Raw genomic sequence first — 16,939 nt, 5'->3', positions numbered from 1 at the left:
CTCTCCGATGGTTATCTGACATGCTCCTCGGACGCACCGCCAACGGCCTCTACTGGATGAACCGCTATATCGAGCGGGCGGAGAACATGGCCCGGCTGGTCGATGCCGGGCTCAGAATGGCCCTGACGCGCTCGCACAACGCCTCCGAGGAGTGGACGTCGGTCGTCATCAGCGCGGCCGCCGAAAAAGCCTTTTGCGAGAGACACAGCGAATATTCCGCCGCGACCGTCTCCGACTTCCTGCTTCGCGACATGAGTAACCCGTCGAGCGCCATGGCGGCCATGGAGACGGCCCGCATGAACGCGCGCATGGTGCGGACCGCGCTCACCCGCGAGACCTGGGAGAGCATCAACGAAGCCTGGATGGCGATGAAACGCATGCTCGCCGGGCCGATCGACGAGCGCGACCTGCCGAAGGCGCTCGACACGATCAAGCGCGAGACGGCTTTGATCCGCGGCGCATTTTACGGAACCATGCTGCGCAACGAGATCTTCGATTTCGCCCAGATCGGCACCTATGTCGAGCGAGCCGACAACACCGCCCGAATCCTCGACGTGAAATATTACGTGCTTCTGCCTTCGATCTCCTGGGTGGGATCGTCGCTCGACAACTACCAGTGGGAATCCATCCTGCGTTCGGTCGCGGCGCACCGGTCCTATCGCTGGGTCTACGAAGGCGACTACAAGCCGACCAACATCGCCGACTACCTGATCCTCAACGGCCGCATGCCGCGCTCGCTCACTTTCTGCTACCGCTTCATTGTCGAGCATCTCGGCTTCAGGGCAGCCGAATACGGGTTGAGGCTGCCATGCCACGGAACTGCGGAGAAGACGCTGACCCAGCTCAAGAGCAGCGAGATCAAGGAGATCTTCGACACCGGCCTGCACGAGTTCCTCGACGCCTTTGTCAGGAGCAACAACCGCTTCGGCGAGGAGATCGCTGCGGACTATCGGTTCTATTAGCGGAGGCTCTTCGACATGCGTCTCAAGATCACGCACCGCACCGAGTACCGCTACGACGTTCCGATCCTCTACGCGCTGCAGCGGCTGCGGCTTGTGCCGTTGGCCGGGCCGACACAGATCATCGGGCATTGGAACCTCTCGATCGACGGCGCGCGCGAGGAGCTTCGCTTCATCGACCATTTCGGCAACGACACCCGGCTGATCAGCGTCGAGGGAGAGCCGCACGTCATCAGCGTCGAAGCCTCCGGCGAGGTCGAGACATCAGACAAGGCCGGTGTCACCGGCCCACATCGCGGCTTCACGCCGCTCTGGCTGTTCGCACGGGAGACGCCGCTGACCGAGGCCGGACATGGCATAGCGGCGCTCGCCGGCGAGACAGGATCGAGCGGCGGCCAGATCGACCGGCTACACCGACTGATGGGTCTGATCGGCGAGCATGTGAAATACGTGCCGGGCAGCACCGACGCGGCGACGCCGGCGGAGGGCGCGCTCGCCCAGAAGACCGGCGTCTGCCAGGATCACGCTCACATCTTCATCGCCGCAGCACGCCATCTCGGCTATCCCGCGCGCTACGTCAGCGGCTATCTGATGATGGAAGGGACGAGCGAGCAGGCGGCAAGCCACGCCTGGGCCGAAGCGCATGTCGACAATCTCGGCTGGGTGGCATTCGACGCCGCCAACGGCATCTCGCCGGACGAGCGTTACGTAAGGCTGGCCACTGGCCGTGACTATCGCGAGGCTGCGCCCGTCTCCGGAATTCTGTTGGGGCAGGCCGAAGAACGCCTTGCAGTCCGCATAACCGTAGAGCAGTAATTGCCCCGGCCGCGACTATTTCAGACGGAATGCGATGACCTATTGCGTTGGGCTCAAGATCGACCGGGGACTGGTGTTCATGTCGGACACCCGCACCAATGCCGGCATCGATTCCATATCGACCTTCCGCAAGATGCATGTGTGGGAGGAACCCGGAGAGCGCCTGATCGTGCTCATGTCCGCCGGGAACCTCGCTACCACGCAGGCCGTCGTCAGCCTGCTCGACGAGCGTACGAAGGCGGTTTCCGAGAGGGCACCGACGCTCTTGGAGACGCCGTCCATGTATCAGACGGCCAGGCTCGTCGGGAACACGGTCAAGGAGGTCATTGCCAGTTCCTCGCCGGACGGACAGAGGGCGGATGCCGCCTTCAACGCATCCTTCATTCTCGGCGGCCAGGTCCGGGGCAGCGAGCCTCGCCTGTTCATGATCTATCCGGAAGGCAACTTCGTCGAAGCGAGTGACGACACGCCGTTTTTCCAGATCGGGGAGACGAAATACGGCAAGCCGATCATCGTGAGGGCCTTTGACCGCCAGATGAGCTTCGCCGAGACCGCCAAGCTGCTGATGGTCTCGTTCGATTCCACCTTGCGCTCCAACCTTTCCGTCGGCCTGCCGCTCGACCTCCTATTCTACGAGCGCGACAGCTTCGCCGTGAAGCTGAAGAAGCGCATCAGCCAGGACGATCCCTATTACAGGACCGTGACGGAGGGGTGGTCAGACGCCCTGAAGTCCGCTTTCGCGAGCCTGCCGGATTTCCCGGAATAAAGGTTTGTTCGGTCGTTATGGCTGGTTGCCTTTGACAAGAGACGCTGGATCGCGGTGGCGAAGTACGCTATAGATATTTCACGCGTTAATTAAATCGATCCAGGAACGGTCTCATCGACCGAATGAAGGGAGGGAGGTGAAGACATGCACGGTGACGATTTCCGCAATTGGTCGAGGAGGGCCGCCGACTGGGGCGCGGACTACAGGCAGGGCCTGCGCGATCGCCCCGTCCGGCCACGCACCCAACCGGGTGATATTGCTGCTTTGATCGAGACCTCCCCGCCGGAACAGGCCGAGCCTATGGAAAGGATCTTCGCCGATTTCGAGCAGAAGATCGTCCCGGGCATGACGCACTGGCAGCATCCCCGCTTCTTCGCCTACTTCCCCGCCAATTCCGCACCCGTGTCAGTCGTTGCGGAATATCTGGTCACGACGATGGCTGCCCAATGCATGCTCTGGCAGACCTCGCCTGCCGCGACCGAACTCGAGACTGTGATGATCGACTGGCTGCGCCTGGCGCTCGGCCTGCGGCAAGGCTTCTCGGGCGTCATCCAGGACTCGGCGTCGTCTGCAACCCTTGCAGCCGTCCTCACCATGCGGGAGCGCGCCTTGTCCTGGCAGGGAAACGCCAAGGGCTTGGCGGGGCAGAGGCCGGTGCGGATATACTCGTCGGATCAGGTACATACTTCGGTCGACAGGGCAATCTGGGTCTCCGGCGTAGGCGCCGACAACCATGTCCGCATCCCGACGGCCGGCCGCTGGCGGGGCATCGACGTCGACGCGCTGGAGCGGGCGATCCTCGCCGACAGGGCGGCCGGCCTCCTGCCTGCCGGGATCGTCGCCTGCGTGGGCGGAACCAGCGTGGGCGGCACCGACGACATCAGCGCCGTGACGGCGCTGGCGAAACGTGAAGGCCTCTACGTCCATGTCGACGCCGCCTGGGCCGGCGCCGCGATGATCTGCCCGGAGTTCCGGCATTTCTGGGCGGGAGTGGACGAAGCGGATTCGATCGTCTTCAACCCGCACAAATGGCTCGGCGCACAGTTCGACTGTTCGGTGCAGTTCGTCCGCGATCCCGAAAGCCTGGTGAAGACACTTGCCATCCAGCCGGAATATCTCAAGACACATGGCAAGGACGGCATAGTCAACTATTCGGAGTGGTCCGTGCCGCTCGGCCGCCGGTTCCGCGCCCTGAAGCTGTGGTTCCTGCTGCGCGCGCATGGCCTCGAAGGGCTGCGGACGATGATCCGCAACCATGTCGCCTGGAGTGCCGCGCTGGCCGGCCGCCTCGCGGAGAAGCCCGGCTTCGAGATCGTAACGGAGCCGATGCTGTCGCTGTTCTCGTTTCGGCATGCGCCGAATCCCGGCGAGGATGCGGACGCCCACAATCTGCGGCTGGTCAACGAAATCAATGATGATGGCCGCATCTATCTGACGCAGACTCGCGTCGATGGAAAAGTGGCTGTCCGTTTCCAGGCAGGCCAGTTCGAAGCGACCGAAGCCGATGTCGACGCCGCATTCGACGTGATCGTCGAGGTGGCGGCAAGGTTGGGCAAAGGCTGATCTCCGCGAGTTCGGCGGCACCGATCCGCATCCCCGGGCTTGCGCGGGGCTCAGTTCCCAAGTGCCTGCTTCAGCCGGTCATGGGTCGGCGCGAGTGTGCCCGCAAGGAGGCCGGGGCCGTCCGGTCGTCGGCGAGCGGATGCAGAAGCGCGCCGATGAGCCGGGCCTGTTGAGCGGCAATGCGTGCGGCCTCGGCTTCATGTATGAAGCCTGCCAAAGCGCCTCGCCGTCCTCTTGACGCATAACCTCGCTCGATGTCCGTGCTGTCAACGACCCTCTTGAGACCAGCTTTGTGACACAATGGAGTCAAGCCAAGGCCGCACGCACGGCATGCAGGGCGGCGAGCGCGGTTCGGGTGCGCTGCGCGCTCACGAATTCCGGCCAGCTCGACAACACCACTGCGCCGAAGGACGCCTCGGGGTCGAGATAGATCATCTGCCCGAACACGCCGCGCGCCATGTAGGCGCGCCGTTCGCCGTCTTCGATCCAGAACTGGTTGTGATAGGCGCCTTTGGGCAGCACGTCGTGATAGACGCCGCCGAACCGGTCGGCGCGCGCGCCCGCCCGTGTCTCCGCGAGCCAGTCCGCGGGCACGATGTGCCGCCCGTTGATCCGGCCGTTGTCGAGATGCATGAGGGCGAAACGGGCATAATCCCGAAGCGTCGCGTTGAAGCCGCCATCGGCGAGCCCGTATCCTGCCGGATCGATGGTGAAATAGGCGTCCTCCTCCGCCCCCATCGGCGCCCACAACTCCCGGCTGACGAGTTCGGCGATCGAGGTTCCCGCGGCCCTCTGCAGGACGAAAGCGAGCACGTCGGTTTCGATCGACCGATAGCGGAAGGAGGCGCCGTGCGGGCATTCCGCATCCGTGAGGCCGAGGATGAGCTGCCACACCGTTCCGGGCCAGGATGGGTCGGAACTGTCCTTCCAGCCGGAGGCGACATCGAGCCGGGCCATATGGGAATCGAGCGCGGTATAGGTTTCGTCAAACAGGACGCCGCTGGTCATGTCGAGCACATGTTGCACGGTCGCACCGCGGTAGGCCGTCGCTTCGAGTTCCGGCAGGTAGGCGGTGACCGGCGCCGCCGGATCGACCACGCCACGGCCAGCGAGGATGCCGGCAACCGTGCCGACGATCGATTTCGCCACCGACTGGGACAAATGAGGCGTTCGCGCCGTCATGCCGTTGAGATATCGCTCGGCGACGACCGCGCCGCGATGCAGGACGAGGAAACCATCGGCATAGCTCGTGCGCAGGAACGTCTCGATCGTCTCGTAGCGCCCGTCGATGTCGAAGCCGACATCATCGATGTCGCGCAGCGCGACGGGCAGGGGCGACGCAGGCCCTTCACCGCGCCACACCTGCGCGGTCGGCAGCAAGTGGCGCACGTGCTGGAAGGTCCAGCGGTTCCAGGGGGCGCGATCCCATTCCGCGCGCGGAATGACCGGCGCGCCGGAGGCTGTCGGATCGCGGAAGTGGGAAACGCCGTCGCTGCTCATGCCGTGTTCTTTCGCTGGAGGTTGTCGAGCGAGGTTCAGTTTTTGCGGCGCAGATAGCTGCCGCCGACGAACTCCCCGAACAGGTTGCCGAGATCGCTCATCATCGAGAAGTTGCGCTTGGCCTTCGGACCGAGCTTGATGGCGACGGTGTCGATCAGCAGGTTCAGGATCACACTGAGGCTCGCGGTCGAATCCCAGAACGTCTTCACATGCGTATGCGCCTCGAAGACGAAACGCGTATAGGCGTAGGCCCAATGGCTGAACTTGTCGGTCACGATGACGAGCGGCAGGTCGAGAGACTTCAGCTTTTCGACGAGCCTTATGCCCCGCGTCGCATAGGTGGCCGTGTCCACCAGCACGACCAGACTGTGCTTGGGATCGGCGTTGACGATCTCGCCGAAGGTTCCGCTGGCATTGTCGATGAAGACGACATTGGGCCGGGCCCAGAGCAGGCGGCTGGCGAAATCCATGGCGAGCCCCTTTGAAGCCTGGAATCCGACGACGTAGATCGTGCGTGTCGTCGCCAACGCCTCGGTCGCCTCCTCCCAAACCTCGGTCGCGGTCAAAGCATAGGCCTTGACGATTGCGTCGAGCTCCAGGCGCAGGCTCTCCTGCAAGACCTGTTGCCGGCCGTTCCGTACCTGGAAACGGGTCATGTAGTCGTCGATGTCACTGTCCTTGTCGGCCGTGGCGTCGCGCAGCCGGTTCTTGAGGTCTCGTAGATTGTCGAAGCCGAGGCCGCGGATGAAGCGCGTCACGGTCATCTCGCTCACGCCGACGGCCTGGGCGATGCTCGTGCCGGTTTCGAACGGCAGGATATGGATGTTGTCGAGCAGATGTGCCGCTAGGCTCTGTTCCGATGGCGAGAACGTATCCATGCGTGCGCGCAGGAGCTCCTCGATGTCGATCTTGCTCCACTCGCTGCGTGGTTTCGTCGACGTGCCGTCTCGCGTCTTGCTCAAAGCTCTTTATCCCTGGTGATTGCCGGCATGCACCGGGGCCGCCCCTGGCTCCATATGCCTGGGCCGTCGCTCAATTCCTCTTCGAGCTCGCGGGCGAGGGCAAGCAACAGATCCTCACGCCCAAAGCGTGCGGCGAACTGGACGCCGATCGGCAGTCCGTTGCGGGTGCGGCCGGTCGGCAGAGATATCGCCGGTTGGCCGGTCGCGTTGAACAATGCCGTGAAAGTCTCTTTCGGCTCCAGATCCGCGAAGACGTCGTCCACGTCAATGCCCGGTCGGGCCGGATCATATGTCCCCAACGGCTCGGGTGGAATGACACTGGTCGGGGTGAGCAGCAGATCGTAGCGCTCGAAGAACCTGCCGATTTCCCTGGTCAGCGCATCATAGACACCAAGCGCCGTCATGAGCTGCGCGCCGCTTAGTGTCAGCCCGTGGCGATAGAGCGCGAGCACACTTGCGCCAAGCGTCCCATTGTCGATCTCTCGTCCCATTCGTGCGGCCATCAAAGGCAAGCCGGCCGCGCTATCGGCCGCCCAGATGGACTTCTGCGCGGCCAGGAAGGTAATATAGTCGAACGAAGGCGCGGCGATGTCCACGTAGTGCCCCAGCCGCTCCAGCCTGGCGCCGGTCGCAGCCACCACCGCCGCCACCTCAGGATCGACCGTCGTCTCCGACCAGGACCGCGTAACGAGCGCGATGCGCAACCGCTTCGGTGGCCGGGTGATCGCTTCGAGATAGGCACCTTCCGGTCGGACGATCTCGTAGCCGTCGCCCACATCCGGGCCGTGACAGAGGTCGAGCAGAAGGGCCGTGTCGCGCACCGAGCGTGTGAGCATGAAGCCTGTCGCCAGCCCGAGGAGCGGCGCGTTCGATCCGGGCGAGCCGGTGATACGGCCACGCGACGGCTTCAGCCCGATCAGTCCGCAGAACGACGCCGGGTTTCGGATCGACCCGCCGCCGTCGCTGCCCTGCGCAAAAGGAACAATGCCTGCCGCAACGGCCGCTGCCGCCCCGCCGCTCGATCCCGAGACGCCGAGCGCCGTATCCCAAGGGTTGCGGGTCGCGCCGTAGAGCAGCGTCTCGGTCGTGGCCGGCACGCCGAACTCCGAACTGGTCGTCCGTCCGACATTGACGAGCCCCGCCTTGCGCAGGCGTGTCCAATAGCAGGCGTCGTGGGGGGCTCGGAAGCCCTGGGCGAGGCGACTCCCGAACTCGGCCGGCCGGCCGGCCTCGACCGGAAAATCCTTCGTCAGGGTCGGGATGCCGTGAAGCGGCCCGCCGAGCGAAGCGGACGGAAGGGCCTCGAGCGCGTCGCGGTAGAGTTCGACAACGGCATTGATCTCGAGGTTGACCGCAGCGACGGCTGCCTGCACGCAGACGCCCAATTCGTTGGGCGTGACCTCGCCCCTGGCGAGCAACTCGGCAAGACCGGTTCCGTCATAGGTCACATATTCGTCGAGACGCATTGATCACACCGTTGCGGGAACTGGATGGGAGACAGGCAACAGCTGCGTGAGCGAGCCGACCAGTTCCTGGGTGTAGGGAGCCTGAGGGGTCGTCAGGACCTGGCGCGCCGGCCCGCTCTCCACGACACGTCCGGCCTTGAATACATAGACGCGCTGGCAGAAGCTGCTCACCACTGAAAGATCATGGGAGATATAGAGCAAAGTGAGGGACCGTTCACGCTGCAGGCGGACCAGAAGCTCCAGGATCTGCGCCTGCGTGGTCACGTCGAGCGCCGAAGTGATCTCGTCCGCGATGAGGATTTCAGGCTGCAGCGCGAGCGCCCGGGCAAGTCCGACGCGCTGGCACTGCCCGCCGGAAAGCTGGCGCGGCTTGCGCTCGCGCAGCGCAGCGGGAAGCTCGACCATGTCGAGCAGTTCGTCGGCCTGATTCCTCGCCGCCCGGCGGTCGGCAAGGCCGTGCCTCCAGATTGGTTCGGCGACAGCCTCCGCGATCGTCATGCGCGGATTGAGGGAGTCATAGGGGTTCTGGAACACCATCTGCACGCGGCGCCGGAAGCGTAGCAGCCCTTCGCCGCCGAGCGCATGGACATCCTGCCCGTCAAGGCGGATCGTGCCGTTGCTCGGCCGGTTCTGCCGGATGATAGTTCGGGCGAGAGTGCTTTTGCCCGATCCGCTTTCACCGACGATCCCGACTGTTTCGCCGGCAGCGACCTGGAGTTCGATACCGTCGAGCGCGAGGAAGGAGCCACCGCTCAATCCACCGGCCAGGCTGCGTTTGACGGGAAAGGAAACGGAGAGCTTCTCGACGCTGAGCAAGGGTGCCGCATACTCTGCCGCCGGCCGGGAAGGGAGGCCGCGACGGCCGGGCTGGGACTCTATCAGCAGCTTCGTATAGGGGTGCCGCGGGCGATGGATCACGTCGTCGATCGGACCTTGCTCAACCACTTCACCGTGCCGCATGACGACCACGCGGGAGCAGATGTCGGCGATCACGCCGAGATCGTGCGAGACCAGGATGATGGCGAGCCCGTGCCGCTGGTTGAGATCCTTGAGCAGTTTCAGGATGCGCGCCTGGACGGTCACGTCGAGCGCCGTCGTGGGCTCGTCGGCGATGAGAAGCTTCGGACCGCAGCCGATCGCCGCAGCGATCATGGCGCGTTGTTTCATGCCGCCGGAGAACTCATGCGGATAGGATCTGGCGCGCGCCTCCGGCTCGCGGATGCCAACATCGTCCAGCAGCTCGACCGCGCGCTGCAGCCCCTCACGCCGGCTGATGCCGAGGTGGCGCACCACAGGCGCGGCGACCTGGTTGCCGATACGGCGAAGCGGATCGAGATGCGAGGCCGGATTCTGGAAGATCATGGCCATGTCACGGCCACGAATGCCGCACCAGTCGCGCTCGCCGAGATCGAGCAGATCGCGTCCTTCGAGGCTTATCCGCCCGGCAACCGCCGCGGTCGCGGGGAGCAGTCCCATCAGTGCCCGGCAGGTTATCGATTTGCCCGAGCCGCTTTCGCCGACGATCCCGAGAATTTCGCCGGCGCCCAAGGCGAAGGAAACGCCCCTGACCGTCGGGACCCGGCCGAAGCCGATCGAGAGGTTTTCGACTTGCAGCAATGACGGCTCCACGCTCGATTTTTCGGTCATGCTGCAGCCTGTCGGCGTTGCATCTGGCCGAGCCCGTCGCCCAGAAAGGCGAAGCCAAGGCCAAGCGAGATGGCAGCGAGCCCCGGAAACAGACAGATCCACCAGGCTTGCTGTACGAAAGCCTGACCGTCCGCGATCATCACGCCCCATTCGGCCGTTGGCGGCTGCGCACCCATGCCGAGAAAACCGAAGGATGCCCCGGCCAGCATCACCAGCACGGCATCGCTGACGGCATAGGCGATGACTGGCCCGATGACGTTCGGCAAGACATGGCGCAGCAGGATGGCGCGCCGCGGATAACCGAGGCATTGAGCGGCCTGGATGTATTCGCTCTCGCGTACGGTCAGCACCTCGGCCCGCACGAGACGCGCATAACTCACCCAGCCCACCAGGGCGAGCGCGATCACGAAATTCACGAGGCCGGGCCCGAGCACGCCGACGATGGCAAGCACCAGGACGAAGAACGGGAACGCGACCGTGAGATCGTAGAGGCGCATGAAGACACCGTCGGTGAGACCGCCGAAATAGCCACTGGCGAGACCCACCGCCGTTCCGATGAGGAGCGGCGGCAGCACGCCCATGACACAGAGGAACAGGTCGACGCGCGCAGCGAATAGCACACGCGAGAAGACGTCGCGACCGACCTGATCCGTCCCGAACCAATGCCCGGCGCTCGGCGGGGCGAGCATGTTGAGGATATCCACCGCATCGGGTTCATAAGGGGCGATCAAGGGGGCCGAGAGCGCCAGAAACAGCCATCCTCCCAGTAGGGCGATCGCCACCGCCATGGTGAATGTCGGGCGGGCACGGTGCGGTAAGGCTTCAGGCAAGGCATTCGACATCGCTGCTTTCCTCAGAGGCGGACGCGCGGATCGATGAGGGCAGAAATGATATCGACGACCAGGGTGATCACGACGGTCGCAACCGCGAAGATCAGGGTGAGGCCTTGCACCACATAGTAGTCCCGCCCGAGCAATGCGCTGATCATCAGGGAACCCAGGCCGGGTACGGCATAGACCGTCTCCACTATGATGGCGCCGCCGATCATGAAAGCCACCATGACGCCGAACAGGTTGAGCGTGGGCAGGACGGCGTTGGGCAGGATGGTACCCCAGAAGATCTCTCTTTCGCTGGCGCCCTGAGCCCGCGCGGCCGTCACGAAATCCGCGGTCGCGCGCTCGATCAGCGCGGCTCGCAAGCTCTGGGTCAGCACCGGCACGAGCCAGATCGCGGTCGAGAGCGCTGGCAGAAAAAGGTGATGCAGATGACCGAAGAAGCCTTGCCCGTAGCCTGAGACGGGAAACCAGCCGAGCGCGACGCCGAAGAGGCGCAACATCATGATGCCGAGCCAGAAGACGGGTATCGTGAGTCCCGCGATGCCGAGCACACGGATGATCTGATCGGCCGTTCCGCCGGGGCGGCGGGCGCTGGTGATCGCAAGCACGATGGTGGGGGGCACTGTAAGACAGACGACATAGCCGGTCAGGAACAAGGTCGGCCACATGAAACGCTGGATGAGTTCGCCGACCGGCCGCTGGAAGCGAAGCGACTGGCCGAGATCTCCGCCGAGGAGATTGAGGACATAGGTGACGAACTGCCGCCACAGCGGCAGGTCCAGTCCGTACTGCACGCGGATCGCAGCCACCGTTTCCGCGCTCGCGCGGTCTCCGGCGAGTAGACGCGCCGGGTCGCCCGGTGCCATGTGCAGCAGGAGGAACGTCACCACCGAGATGCCGGCCAACACGCCGAACAACTGCGGCAGCCGGCGGACAAGGATTGGTAGGAAGCTCATCCGATCCTCCGGATATCGAGCTGTCGAGAATTTCAGGACCGCGACACCATGCGCCCGCCACCGGGGCGGCAGGCGGCACGCCGTTCCGGATCACTTGACGATCGTCGCGTCCTCCAGCGTCCACTGCAACGTCGGCAGCAGCTTGATCCCCTCGAGGCGCTTCGAATACGCGACCGCGTTCGGCGGATAGTAGAGAGGGATCTGCGAGACCTCTTCCGTGCTGATCTTCTGGATCTCCTTGTAGATCTCGGCTCGCTTGCCGGGGTCGGTCTCTTTCGTTCCCATCTCGACGAGTTCGTCTACCTTCTTGTTCTCGTAGAAGGTGTTGAAGGAATTGGAGCCGCAGCTCCCGCAGAGCGCCCAGCGCACGGCAAGGTCCGGATCGGGAACCTCGTTGTACCACCAGGTCGCCGCGGCGTCGTATTCGCCCTTCCCGGTCGCGTCCCACCAGGCGCCGGAATCGACATTGACGATGACCGGTTTCAGACCGATGGCCTGCCACTGAGCCTGGAGGAGCAGCGCGGTCTGCTGCTCGACTGTGCCCGTCGTGGCGAGGATCTTCACCTCGCGGCCTTCCATCCCGGACTCCGACAACAGCTGTTTCGCCTTGGCGACGTCATACGGGATCCCGGGGTGATCCTTGTCGTGGAAATCGACGCCTCCGGGCAAGGTGGTGTTGGCGGGCTTGGCATAGCCGAGTGTGATCGCCTTGGTCATCGCCTTGTTGTCGATGGCGGAAGCCGCCGCCTGCCGCGCCTTCACATTCGAGAACGGTTCGCGCCTGTTGTTGAGCAGTGTCATGTTGATGATGGTCGAGGGCTCGAACCGCACCTCGACATCCTCGGCCGCCCTGAGATCCTCGATCTGCGTCCACTGCACCGCCCGCGCGACATCGACCTCGCCGGCCTTAAGCATGGCGATGCGGGTGTCGGGCGATGCGATCTCGATGAGTTCGACGGTCGCGTCCGACTTCGGATATCCCTGGCGCCAGTAATGCGGGTTGGGAACCAGCACGAGTTTCTCGTTCGGCTTCCATTCCTTCACCGCATAAGGGCCCGAAGTGACCGGAATGGCCGAGAACGCCTTTTCCGCTCCCTCTTTCTCGACGCTGGCCTTGGACACGATGCCCATGTTCCAGATCTCGAGATTGCCGAGGAAGGGAGCGAAAGCCGATTTCAGCTTGATCACGACCGTCTTCGGATCGGCTGCCGCCACGGATTCGACCGCGCTCAGCGGCGCCGAATAGGCAGCCTGCTTGTCGGTGCGGATGCGCTCGAGGCTGAAGACAACGTCATCGGCAGTGATCGGCGAGCCGTCGGAGAACTGCGTGTCGCGCAGATGGAATGTGTAGGTGAGGTTGTCGCCGGAAATGTGCCAGCTCTCGGCAAGCGCCGGTTCCAGCGCTCCCGACGCCGGATTGCGCTGCAGGAGCCTGGCGTAAAGCTGACCGTAGGTCTCGATGTTTCCGGCCGCTGCGGAGCGCATCGGATCGAGCGTCGTCGTCGGATAGGGCGAAACGATGCGAATGAAATCGCTTGCCGACGCCGGGAGAACCGCGGCCGATGACAAAGCCAGCATCATTCCCGCGGCGAACGCGCGGGCACCCTTGAGATGTGCCATTCCTTCCTCCCGTTGCGTCGGTGTTTCCTTCAACACCGGCAGCGAGGCTATGTTAGAAACGCCACATCAGTCAACACTGACGTTGCATTACTAACAGTCGCGCTCGCGTCCTTTCCGGCCGGGCGGCGAAGGCGATCGCAATCCAGCAGTGTGGACCGGGCTCGCCGAGCGAATCCGGAGTGTCCTGCCGGATACGGTCCGGCTTGCCGACGCCGGGTGGATTACAGAACCGATCGAGCCTAACGAGGATTGACACCCGCGTGCTTTCGTTTTCGAATGAAGCAGCAAAAAACGAAAACGAAAGGACCTGACCGTGTTCTTGTCGCCGCGCCACACCGAGATCATCCAGATGGCAAAGGACAATGGCCGCGTCCTGGTCGATGAACTCGCGACGCATTTCAACGTCACGCCTCAGACGATCCGCAAGGATCTCAACGACCTTTGCGAACAGCGTCTTCTGACCCGCGTCCACGGCGGCGCGCTCTTCCCCTCGGGTATCGAGAACATGGAATATGAGGCGCGGCGCAAGATCGCCGCGGAGGAGAAGGATGCGATCGGGCGGGCGGCGGCACGACTGATCCCCGACAACGCCTCGCTCTTCATCAATATCGGCACCACGACCGAGGCGGTCAGCAAGGCGTTGCTCGATCATCACGGGCTGATGGTCATCACCAATAACATCAATGTGGCCAATAGGATGCGCGTCTATCCTTCGATCGAGGTGGTGATCGCGGGTGGAGTCGTGCGCGGCTCGGACGGAGGCGTGGTCGGCGAGGCCGCCGTCGATTTCATCAAGCAATTCAAGGTTGATTATGCCGTCATCGGCGCGTCTGCGATCGACCATGACGGGGCGCTGCTCGATTTCGATTTTCGCGAGGTGAAGGTGGCGCAGGCGATCATCGCCAATTCGCGCCATGTCATCCTGGTGTCCGACGCCACCAAGTTCGAGCGTACGGCGCCGGTCCGCATCGGCCATCTCAGCCAGGTCGACACTTTCATCACCGATCGCTGCGACATCGCGTCGGTTCGCAAGATCTGCGAGGAGGCCGAGGTCCAGATGATCGAGACGATACGGTGAACCTCGCCGGCTCCGACAGGGACCCGCGCTGGCGGAGATATTTCGTTTGACATTCGTAATGATTTCGAAATAATCCACAAACGTTTTCGAATAGAACAGCATCATGCTGCGCTGCGAAAGTGGGAGGGAGCGCTTGGATCGACCTGTGATCCACGACATCTTCGTCATCGGCGGAGGCATCAATGGCTGCGGCATTGCGCGTGACGCCGTCGGTCGCGGGTATTCGGTCTATCTCGCCGAGATGGACGATCTGGCCAGCGGCACGTCGTCCGGCTCCACCAAGCTGATCCACGGCGGGCTGCGTTATCTCGAGCATTACGAGTTCCGGCTGGTGCGCGAATCCCTCATGGAGCGCGAGGTCCTCTGGAAGAACGCGCCGCACATCATCTGGCCGATGCGCTTCGTGCTCCCTCATGCCGTCGGCCTTCGCCCTGCCTGGCTTCTCAGGCTCGGGCTTTTCCTCTACGACCACATCGGCGGCCGCAGGCTCCTGCCGGCGACGCGGTCGCTCGATATGCGCAGCGATCCTGCCGGAAAGCCGCTGAAGCCGCTCTTCACGCGCGCCTTCGAATATTCGGACTGCTGGGTCAACGATGCACGCATGGTCGTGCTGAACGCACGCGATGCGGCCGATCGTGGCGCTGTGATCCGCACCCGCACGAGGGTGGTCGGCGCGCGGCGAGAGGACGCCCACTGGACCATCGACCTGGAGGATTTGAGGACCCATGCGGTCGAGCAGGTGAAGGCCAAGCTTCTGGTCAACGCCAGCGGCCCCTGGATCGATCATGTTCTCGCGGGCGCGCTGGGCCAGAACGATGTCCACAATGTGCGCCTGGTTCAGGGCAGCCATATCGTCGTTTCGAAGAAGTTCGATGATCCGCGCGCCTACTTCTTCCAGAACAGGGATGGCCGGATCATCTTCGCCATCCCCTATGAAGACGATTTCACTCTGATCGGCACGACCGACCGCGACTTTGGCGGCGACCCGCATGAAGTGCACATCAGCGACGCCGAGACCGACTATCTCTGCAATGCCGCGAGCGAGTATTTCTCGGCCCCGGTCCGGCGCGCGGATATCGTCTGGACCTATTCGGCCGTTCGGCCGCTCTATGACGACGGCGCGTCCAAGGCGCAGGAAGCGACCCGCGACTATGTGCTGAAGGCGGATGGCGGCGAGGGCAGGGCACCCATCATCAACGTCTTCGGCGGCAAGATCACGACCTATCGCCGGTTGGCGGAAGCCATGCTGGAGAAGATCGAGGGTTTCCTTGGCAGGAAAGGTGCCCCATGGACAGCCGATGCGGCCTTGCCGGGCGGCGATTTCCCGGCCGGTTCGTTCGCCGACCAGGTCCGGCAGCTCGCCGCGGCCTATCCATTCCTGGAAGCCGCCCATGCGCGACGGCTGGTCCGCCTCTACGGAACCCGCGCGAAGACCGTTCTGGGAGAGGCGCGGTCGGCGGCCGACCTCGGCCGCAATTTCGGCGCCGACCTCTACGAGGCGGAACTGCGTTATCTGATGAACCACGAATGGGCGGAGACGGCGGACGACGTCCTGTGGCGTCGTACGAAACGGGGGCTTCGCGTGAGCCGCGACGAGGCGGCCGCGCTCGACCGCTTCATGCGCGGGGGCGCCGGCTCCCGGAACGCAGCGGCAGAGTAGCCCAGGATATTGGAGGGGGCATGCTGGAACTGAGGAACGTATCGAAGACGATGGCGGGAGCGGATCACATCCGCGACGTTTCGCTGTCGCTTCAGCACGGCTCGCTCAACGTGCTGCTCGGCCCGACGCTGTCGGGCAAGACGTCGCTGATGCGGCTGATGGCGGGTCTCGACGTGCCAACCTCCGGCTCAGTCTGGTTCGACGGTCGCGACGTCACCGGCATGCCGGTACAGAAGCGCAACATCGCCATGGTCTACCAGCAGTTCATCAACTATCCGGCGATGACGGTCTACGAGAACATCGCCTCGCCGCTGAGGGTCGCGGGCGCGGCGCGCGACCGGATCGACCGCGAAGTGCGGCGCGCCGCCGATCTCCTGCAGCTGACGCCCTATCTCGATCGCACGCCGCTCAACCTCTCCGGCGGCCAGCAGCAGCGCACGGCGCTGGCGCGCGCGATCGTCAAGAATGCCGGGCTGGTGCTGCTCGACGAGCCGCTCGCCAATCTCGACTACAAGCTGCGCGAGGAATTGCGCGCCGAGTTGCCCAGGATTTTCGCCGAGACCGGGGCGATCTTCGTCTATGCCACCACCGAGCCGCACGAGGCGCTGCTTTTGGGCGGCAACACGGCCACCCTGTCGGAAGGACGGGTCACGCAGTTCGGGCCTACCGTCGAGGTCTATCGCAGGCCTGTCGACCTGGTCACCGCATTGACCTTTTCCGACCCGCCGCTCAACACCATCGCGCTGCGCAAATCAGGCGCCAGCTTCCGGCTCGACGGCGGGGTCGATCTCCCGGTGCCGGCGGATGTCGCCGGTATTGCCGACGGCATCTACACGATCGGCTTCCAGCCCCACCATCTTTCCCTGGCGCGACCCAGCACCGACGCCGTCTCGGTGACGGCAAAAGTGTCGGTCACGGAGATCACCGGTTCGGAGAGCTTCGTCCATCTCGATTTCGCCGATGCGCGCTGGGTGATGCTGACGCCGGGCATCAAAGCCTTCGCCCCCGACGACAGGATCGAGGTCTTCATCGACCATCGCCATATCATGGTGTTCGACGAGGCCGGTTGCGCGGTTGCGGCCGCGCCCAAAATGGCGGCTTGAGGGCAGG

14 protein-coding genes are annotated in these 16,939 nt (G+C 64.0%); 7 read left to right on the top strand and 7 right to left on the bottom strand.

Going from position 1 to position 16,939, the window contains the following annotated elements; all coding sequences use genetic code 11:
• Window positions 1-20 precede the first annotated feature (20 nt).
• The 4 genes from JN280_RS24000 to JN280_RS23985 all read left to right on the top strand — a co-directional run bounded on the left by JN280_RS24000 (window position 21) and on the right by JN280_RS23985 (window position 4,104).
• Complete coding sequence (locus tag JN280_RS24000) at window positions 21-962, top strand: alpha-E domain-containing protein (RefSeq protein ID WP_202305942.1); 942 nt, start codon at window positions 21-23, stop codon at window positions 960-962.
• 15 nt (window positions 963-977) lie between these two features.
• Window positions 978-1,775: a transglutaminase family protein gene (locus JN280_RS23995; RefSeq protein WP_202305941.1), complete on the top strand. Its 798-nt coding sequence runs from the start codon at window positions 978-980 to the stop codon at window positions 1,773-1,775.
• Between the two features lie 34 nt (window positions 1,776-1,809).
• Window positions 1,810-2,541 carry a proteasome-type protease gene (locus tag JN280_RS23990; RefSeq protein WP_202305940.1) on the top strand — a complete coding sequence of 244 codons (732 nt, stop codon included), beginning with the start codon at window positions 1,810-1,812 and terminating at the stop codon, window positions 2,539-2,541.
• 144 nt (window positions 2,542-2,685) lie between these two features.
• Window positions 2,686-4,104 (top strand): pyridoxal phosphate-dependent decarboxylase family protein, encoded by a 1,419-nt coding sequence (locus JN280_RS23985; RefSeq protein ID WP_202305939.1) that lies wholly within the window; start codon window positions 2,686-2,688, stop codon window positions 4,102-4,104.
• 306 nt (window positions 4,105-4,410) lie between these two features.
• Here the strand turns inward: JN280_RS23985 and JN280_RS23980 are convergent, their stop codons facing one another.
• The 7 genes from JN280_RS23980 to JN280_RS23950 all read right to left on the bottom strand — a co-directional run bounded on the left by JN280_RS23980 (window position 4,411) and on the right by JN280_RS23950 (window position 13,091).
• Complete coding sequence (locus JN280_RS23980; RefSeq protein WP_202305938.1) at window positions 4,411-5,604, bottom strand: serine hydrolase domain-containing protein; 1,194 nt, start codon at window positions 5,602-5,604, stop codon at window positions 4,411-4,413.
• A 35-nt stretch (window positions 5,605-5,639) separates the two neighbouring features.
• Window positions 5,640-6,566 (bottom strand): MurR/RpiR family transcriptional regulator, encoded by a 927-nt coding sequence (locus JN280_RS23975; protein ID WP_244741992.1) that lies wholly within the window; start codon window positions 6,564-6,566, stop codon window positions 5,640-5,642.
• Window positions 6,563-8,032: an amidase gene (locus JN280_RS23970; RefSeq protein WP_244741989.1), complete on the bottom strand. Its 1,470-nt coding sequence runs from the start codon at window positions 8,030-8,032 to the stop codon at window positions 6,563-6,565. Before JN280_RS23970 ends, JN280_RS23975 begins: the two co-directional genes overlap by 4 nt.
• 3 nt (window positions 8,033-8,035) lie before the next feature.
• Window positions 8,036-9,679, bottom strand: a complete 1,644-nt coding sequence (locus tag JN280_RS23965; RefSeq protein ID WP_202305937.1) for an ABC transporter ATP-binding protein — start codon at window positions 9,677-9,679, stop codon at window positions 8,036-8,038.
• Window positions 9,676-10,467: an ABC transporter permease gene (locus JN280_RS23960; RefSeq protein ID WP_446720768.1), complete on the bottom strand. Its 792-nt coding sequence runs from the start codon at window positions 10,465-10,467 to the stop codon at window positions 9,676-9,678. The genes JN280_RS23965 and JN280_RS23960 overlap by 4 nt, the downstream gene beginning before the upstream one ends.
• Before the next feature lie 65 nt (window positions 10,468-10,532).
• The gene (locus JN280_RS23955) at window positions 10,533-11,471 is read right to left on the bottom strand and encodes an ABC transporter permease (RefSeq protein WP_202305935.1); all 939 of its coding nucleotides are present in this window, start codon (window positions 11,469-11,471) and stop codon (window positions 10,533-10,535) included.
• A gap of 90 nt (window positions 11,472-11,561) precedes the next feature.
• Complete coding sequence (locus JN280_RS23950; RefSeq protein ID WP_202305933.1) at window positions 11,562-13,091, bottom strand: ABC transporter substrate-binding protein; 1,530 nt, start codon at window positions 13,089-13,091, stop codon at window positions 11,562-11,564.
• A gap of 313 nt (window positions 13,092-13,404) precedes the next feature.
• Here JN280_RS23950 and JN280_RS23945 point away from each other — a divergent pair, with 313 nt between their 5' ends.
• From JN280_RS23945 to JN280_RS23935, 3 genes are all read left to right on the top strand, one after another.
• Window positions 13,405-14,169 carry a DeoR/GlpR family DNA-binding transcription regulator gene (locus JN280_RS23945; RefSeq protein WP_202305932.1) on the top strand — a complete coding sequence of 255 codons (765 nt, stop codon included), beginning with the start codon at window positions 13,405-13,407 and terminating at the stop codon, window positions 14,167-14,169.
• Window positions 14,170-14,302: 133 nt separating this feature from the next.
• Window positions 14,303-15,829 carry a glycerol-3-phosphate dehydrogenase gene (gene glpD, locus JN280_RS23940; protein ID WP_244741983.1) on the top strand — a complete coding sequence of 509 codons (1,527 nt, stop codon included), beginning with the start codon at window positions 14,303-14,305 and terminating at the stop codon, window positions 15,827-15,829.
• A 20-nt stretch (window positions 15,830-15,849) separates the two neighbouring features.
• Window positions 15,850-16,932, top strand: a complete 1,083-nt coding sequence (locus JN280_RS23935; protein WP_202305930.1) for an ABC transporter ATP-binding protein — start codon at window positions 15,850-15,852, stop codon at window positions 16,930-16,932.
• The last annotated feature ends 7 nt before the right edge of the window (window positions 16,933-16,939 follow it).

The sequence above is a fragment of the Mesorhizobium sp. L-8-10 genome, from assembly GCF_016756635.1.
Taxonomy (GTDB): domain Bacteria; phylum Pseudomonadota; class Alphaproteobacteria; order Rhizobiales; family Rhizobiaceae.
Note: the sequence above shows the minus strand (reverse complement) of the source record. Positions and strands in the feature narration are given on the sequence as shown.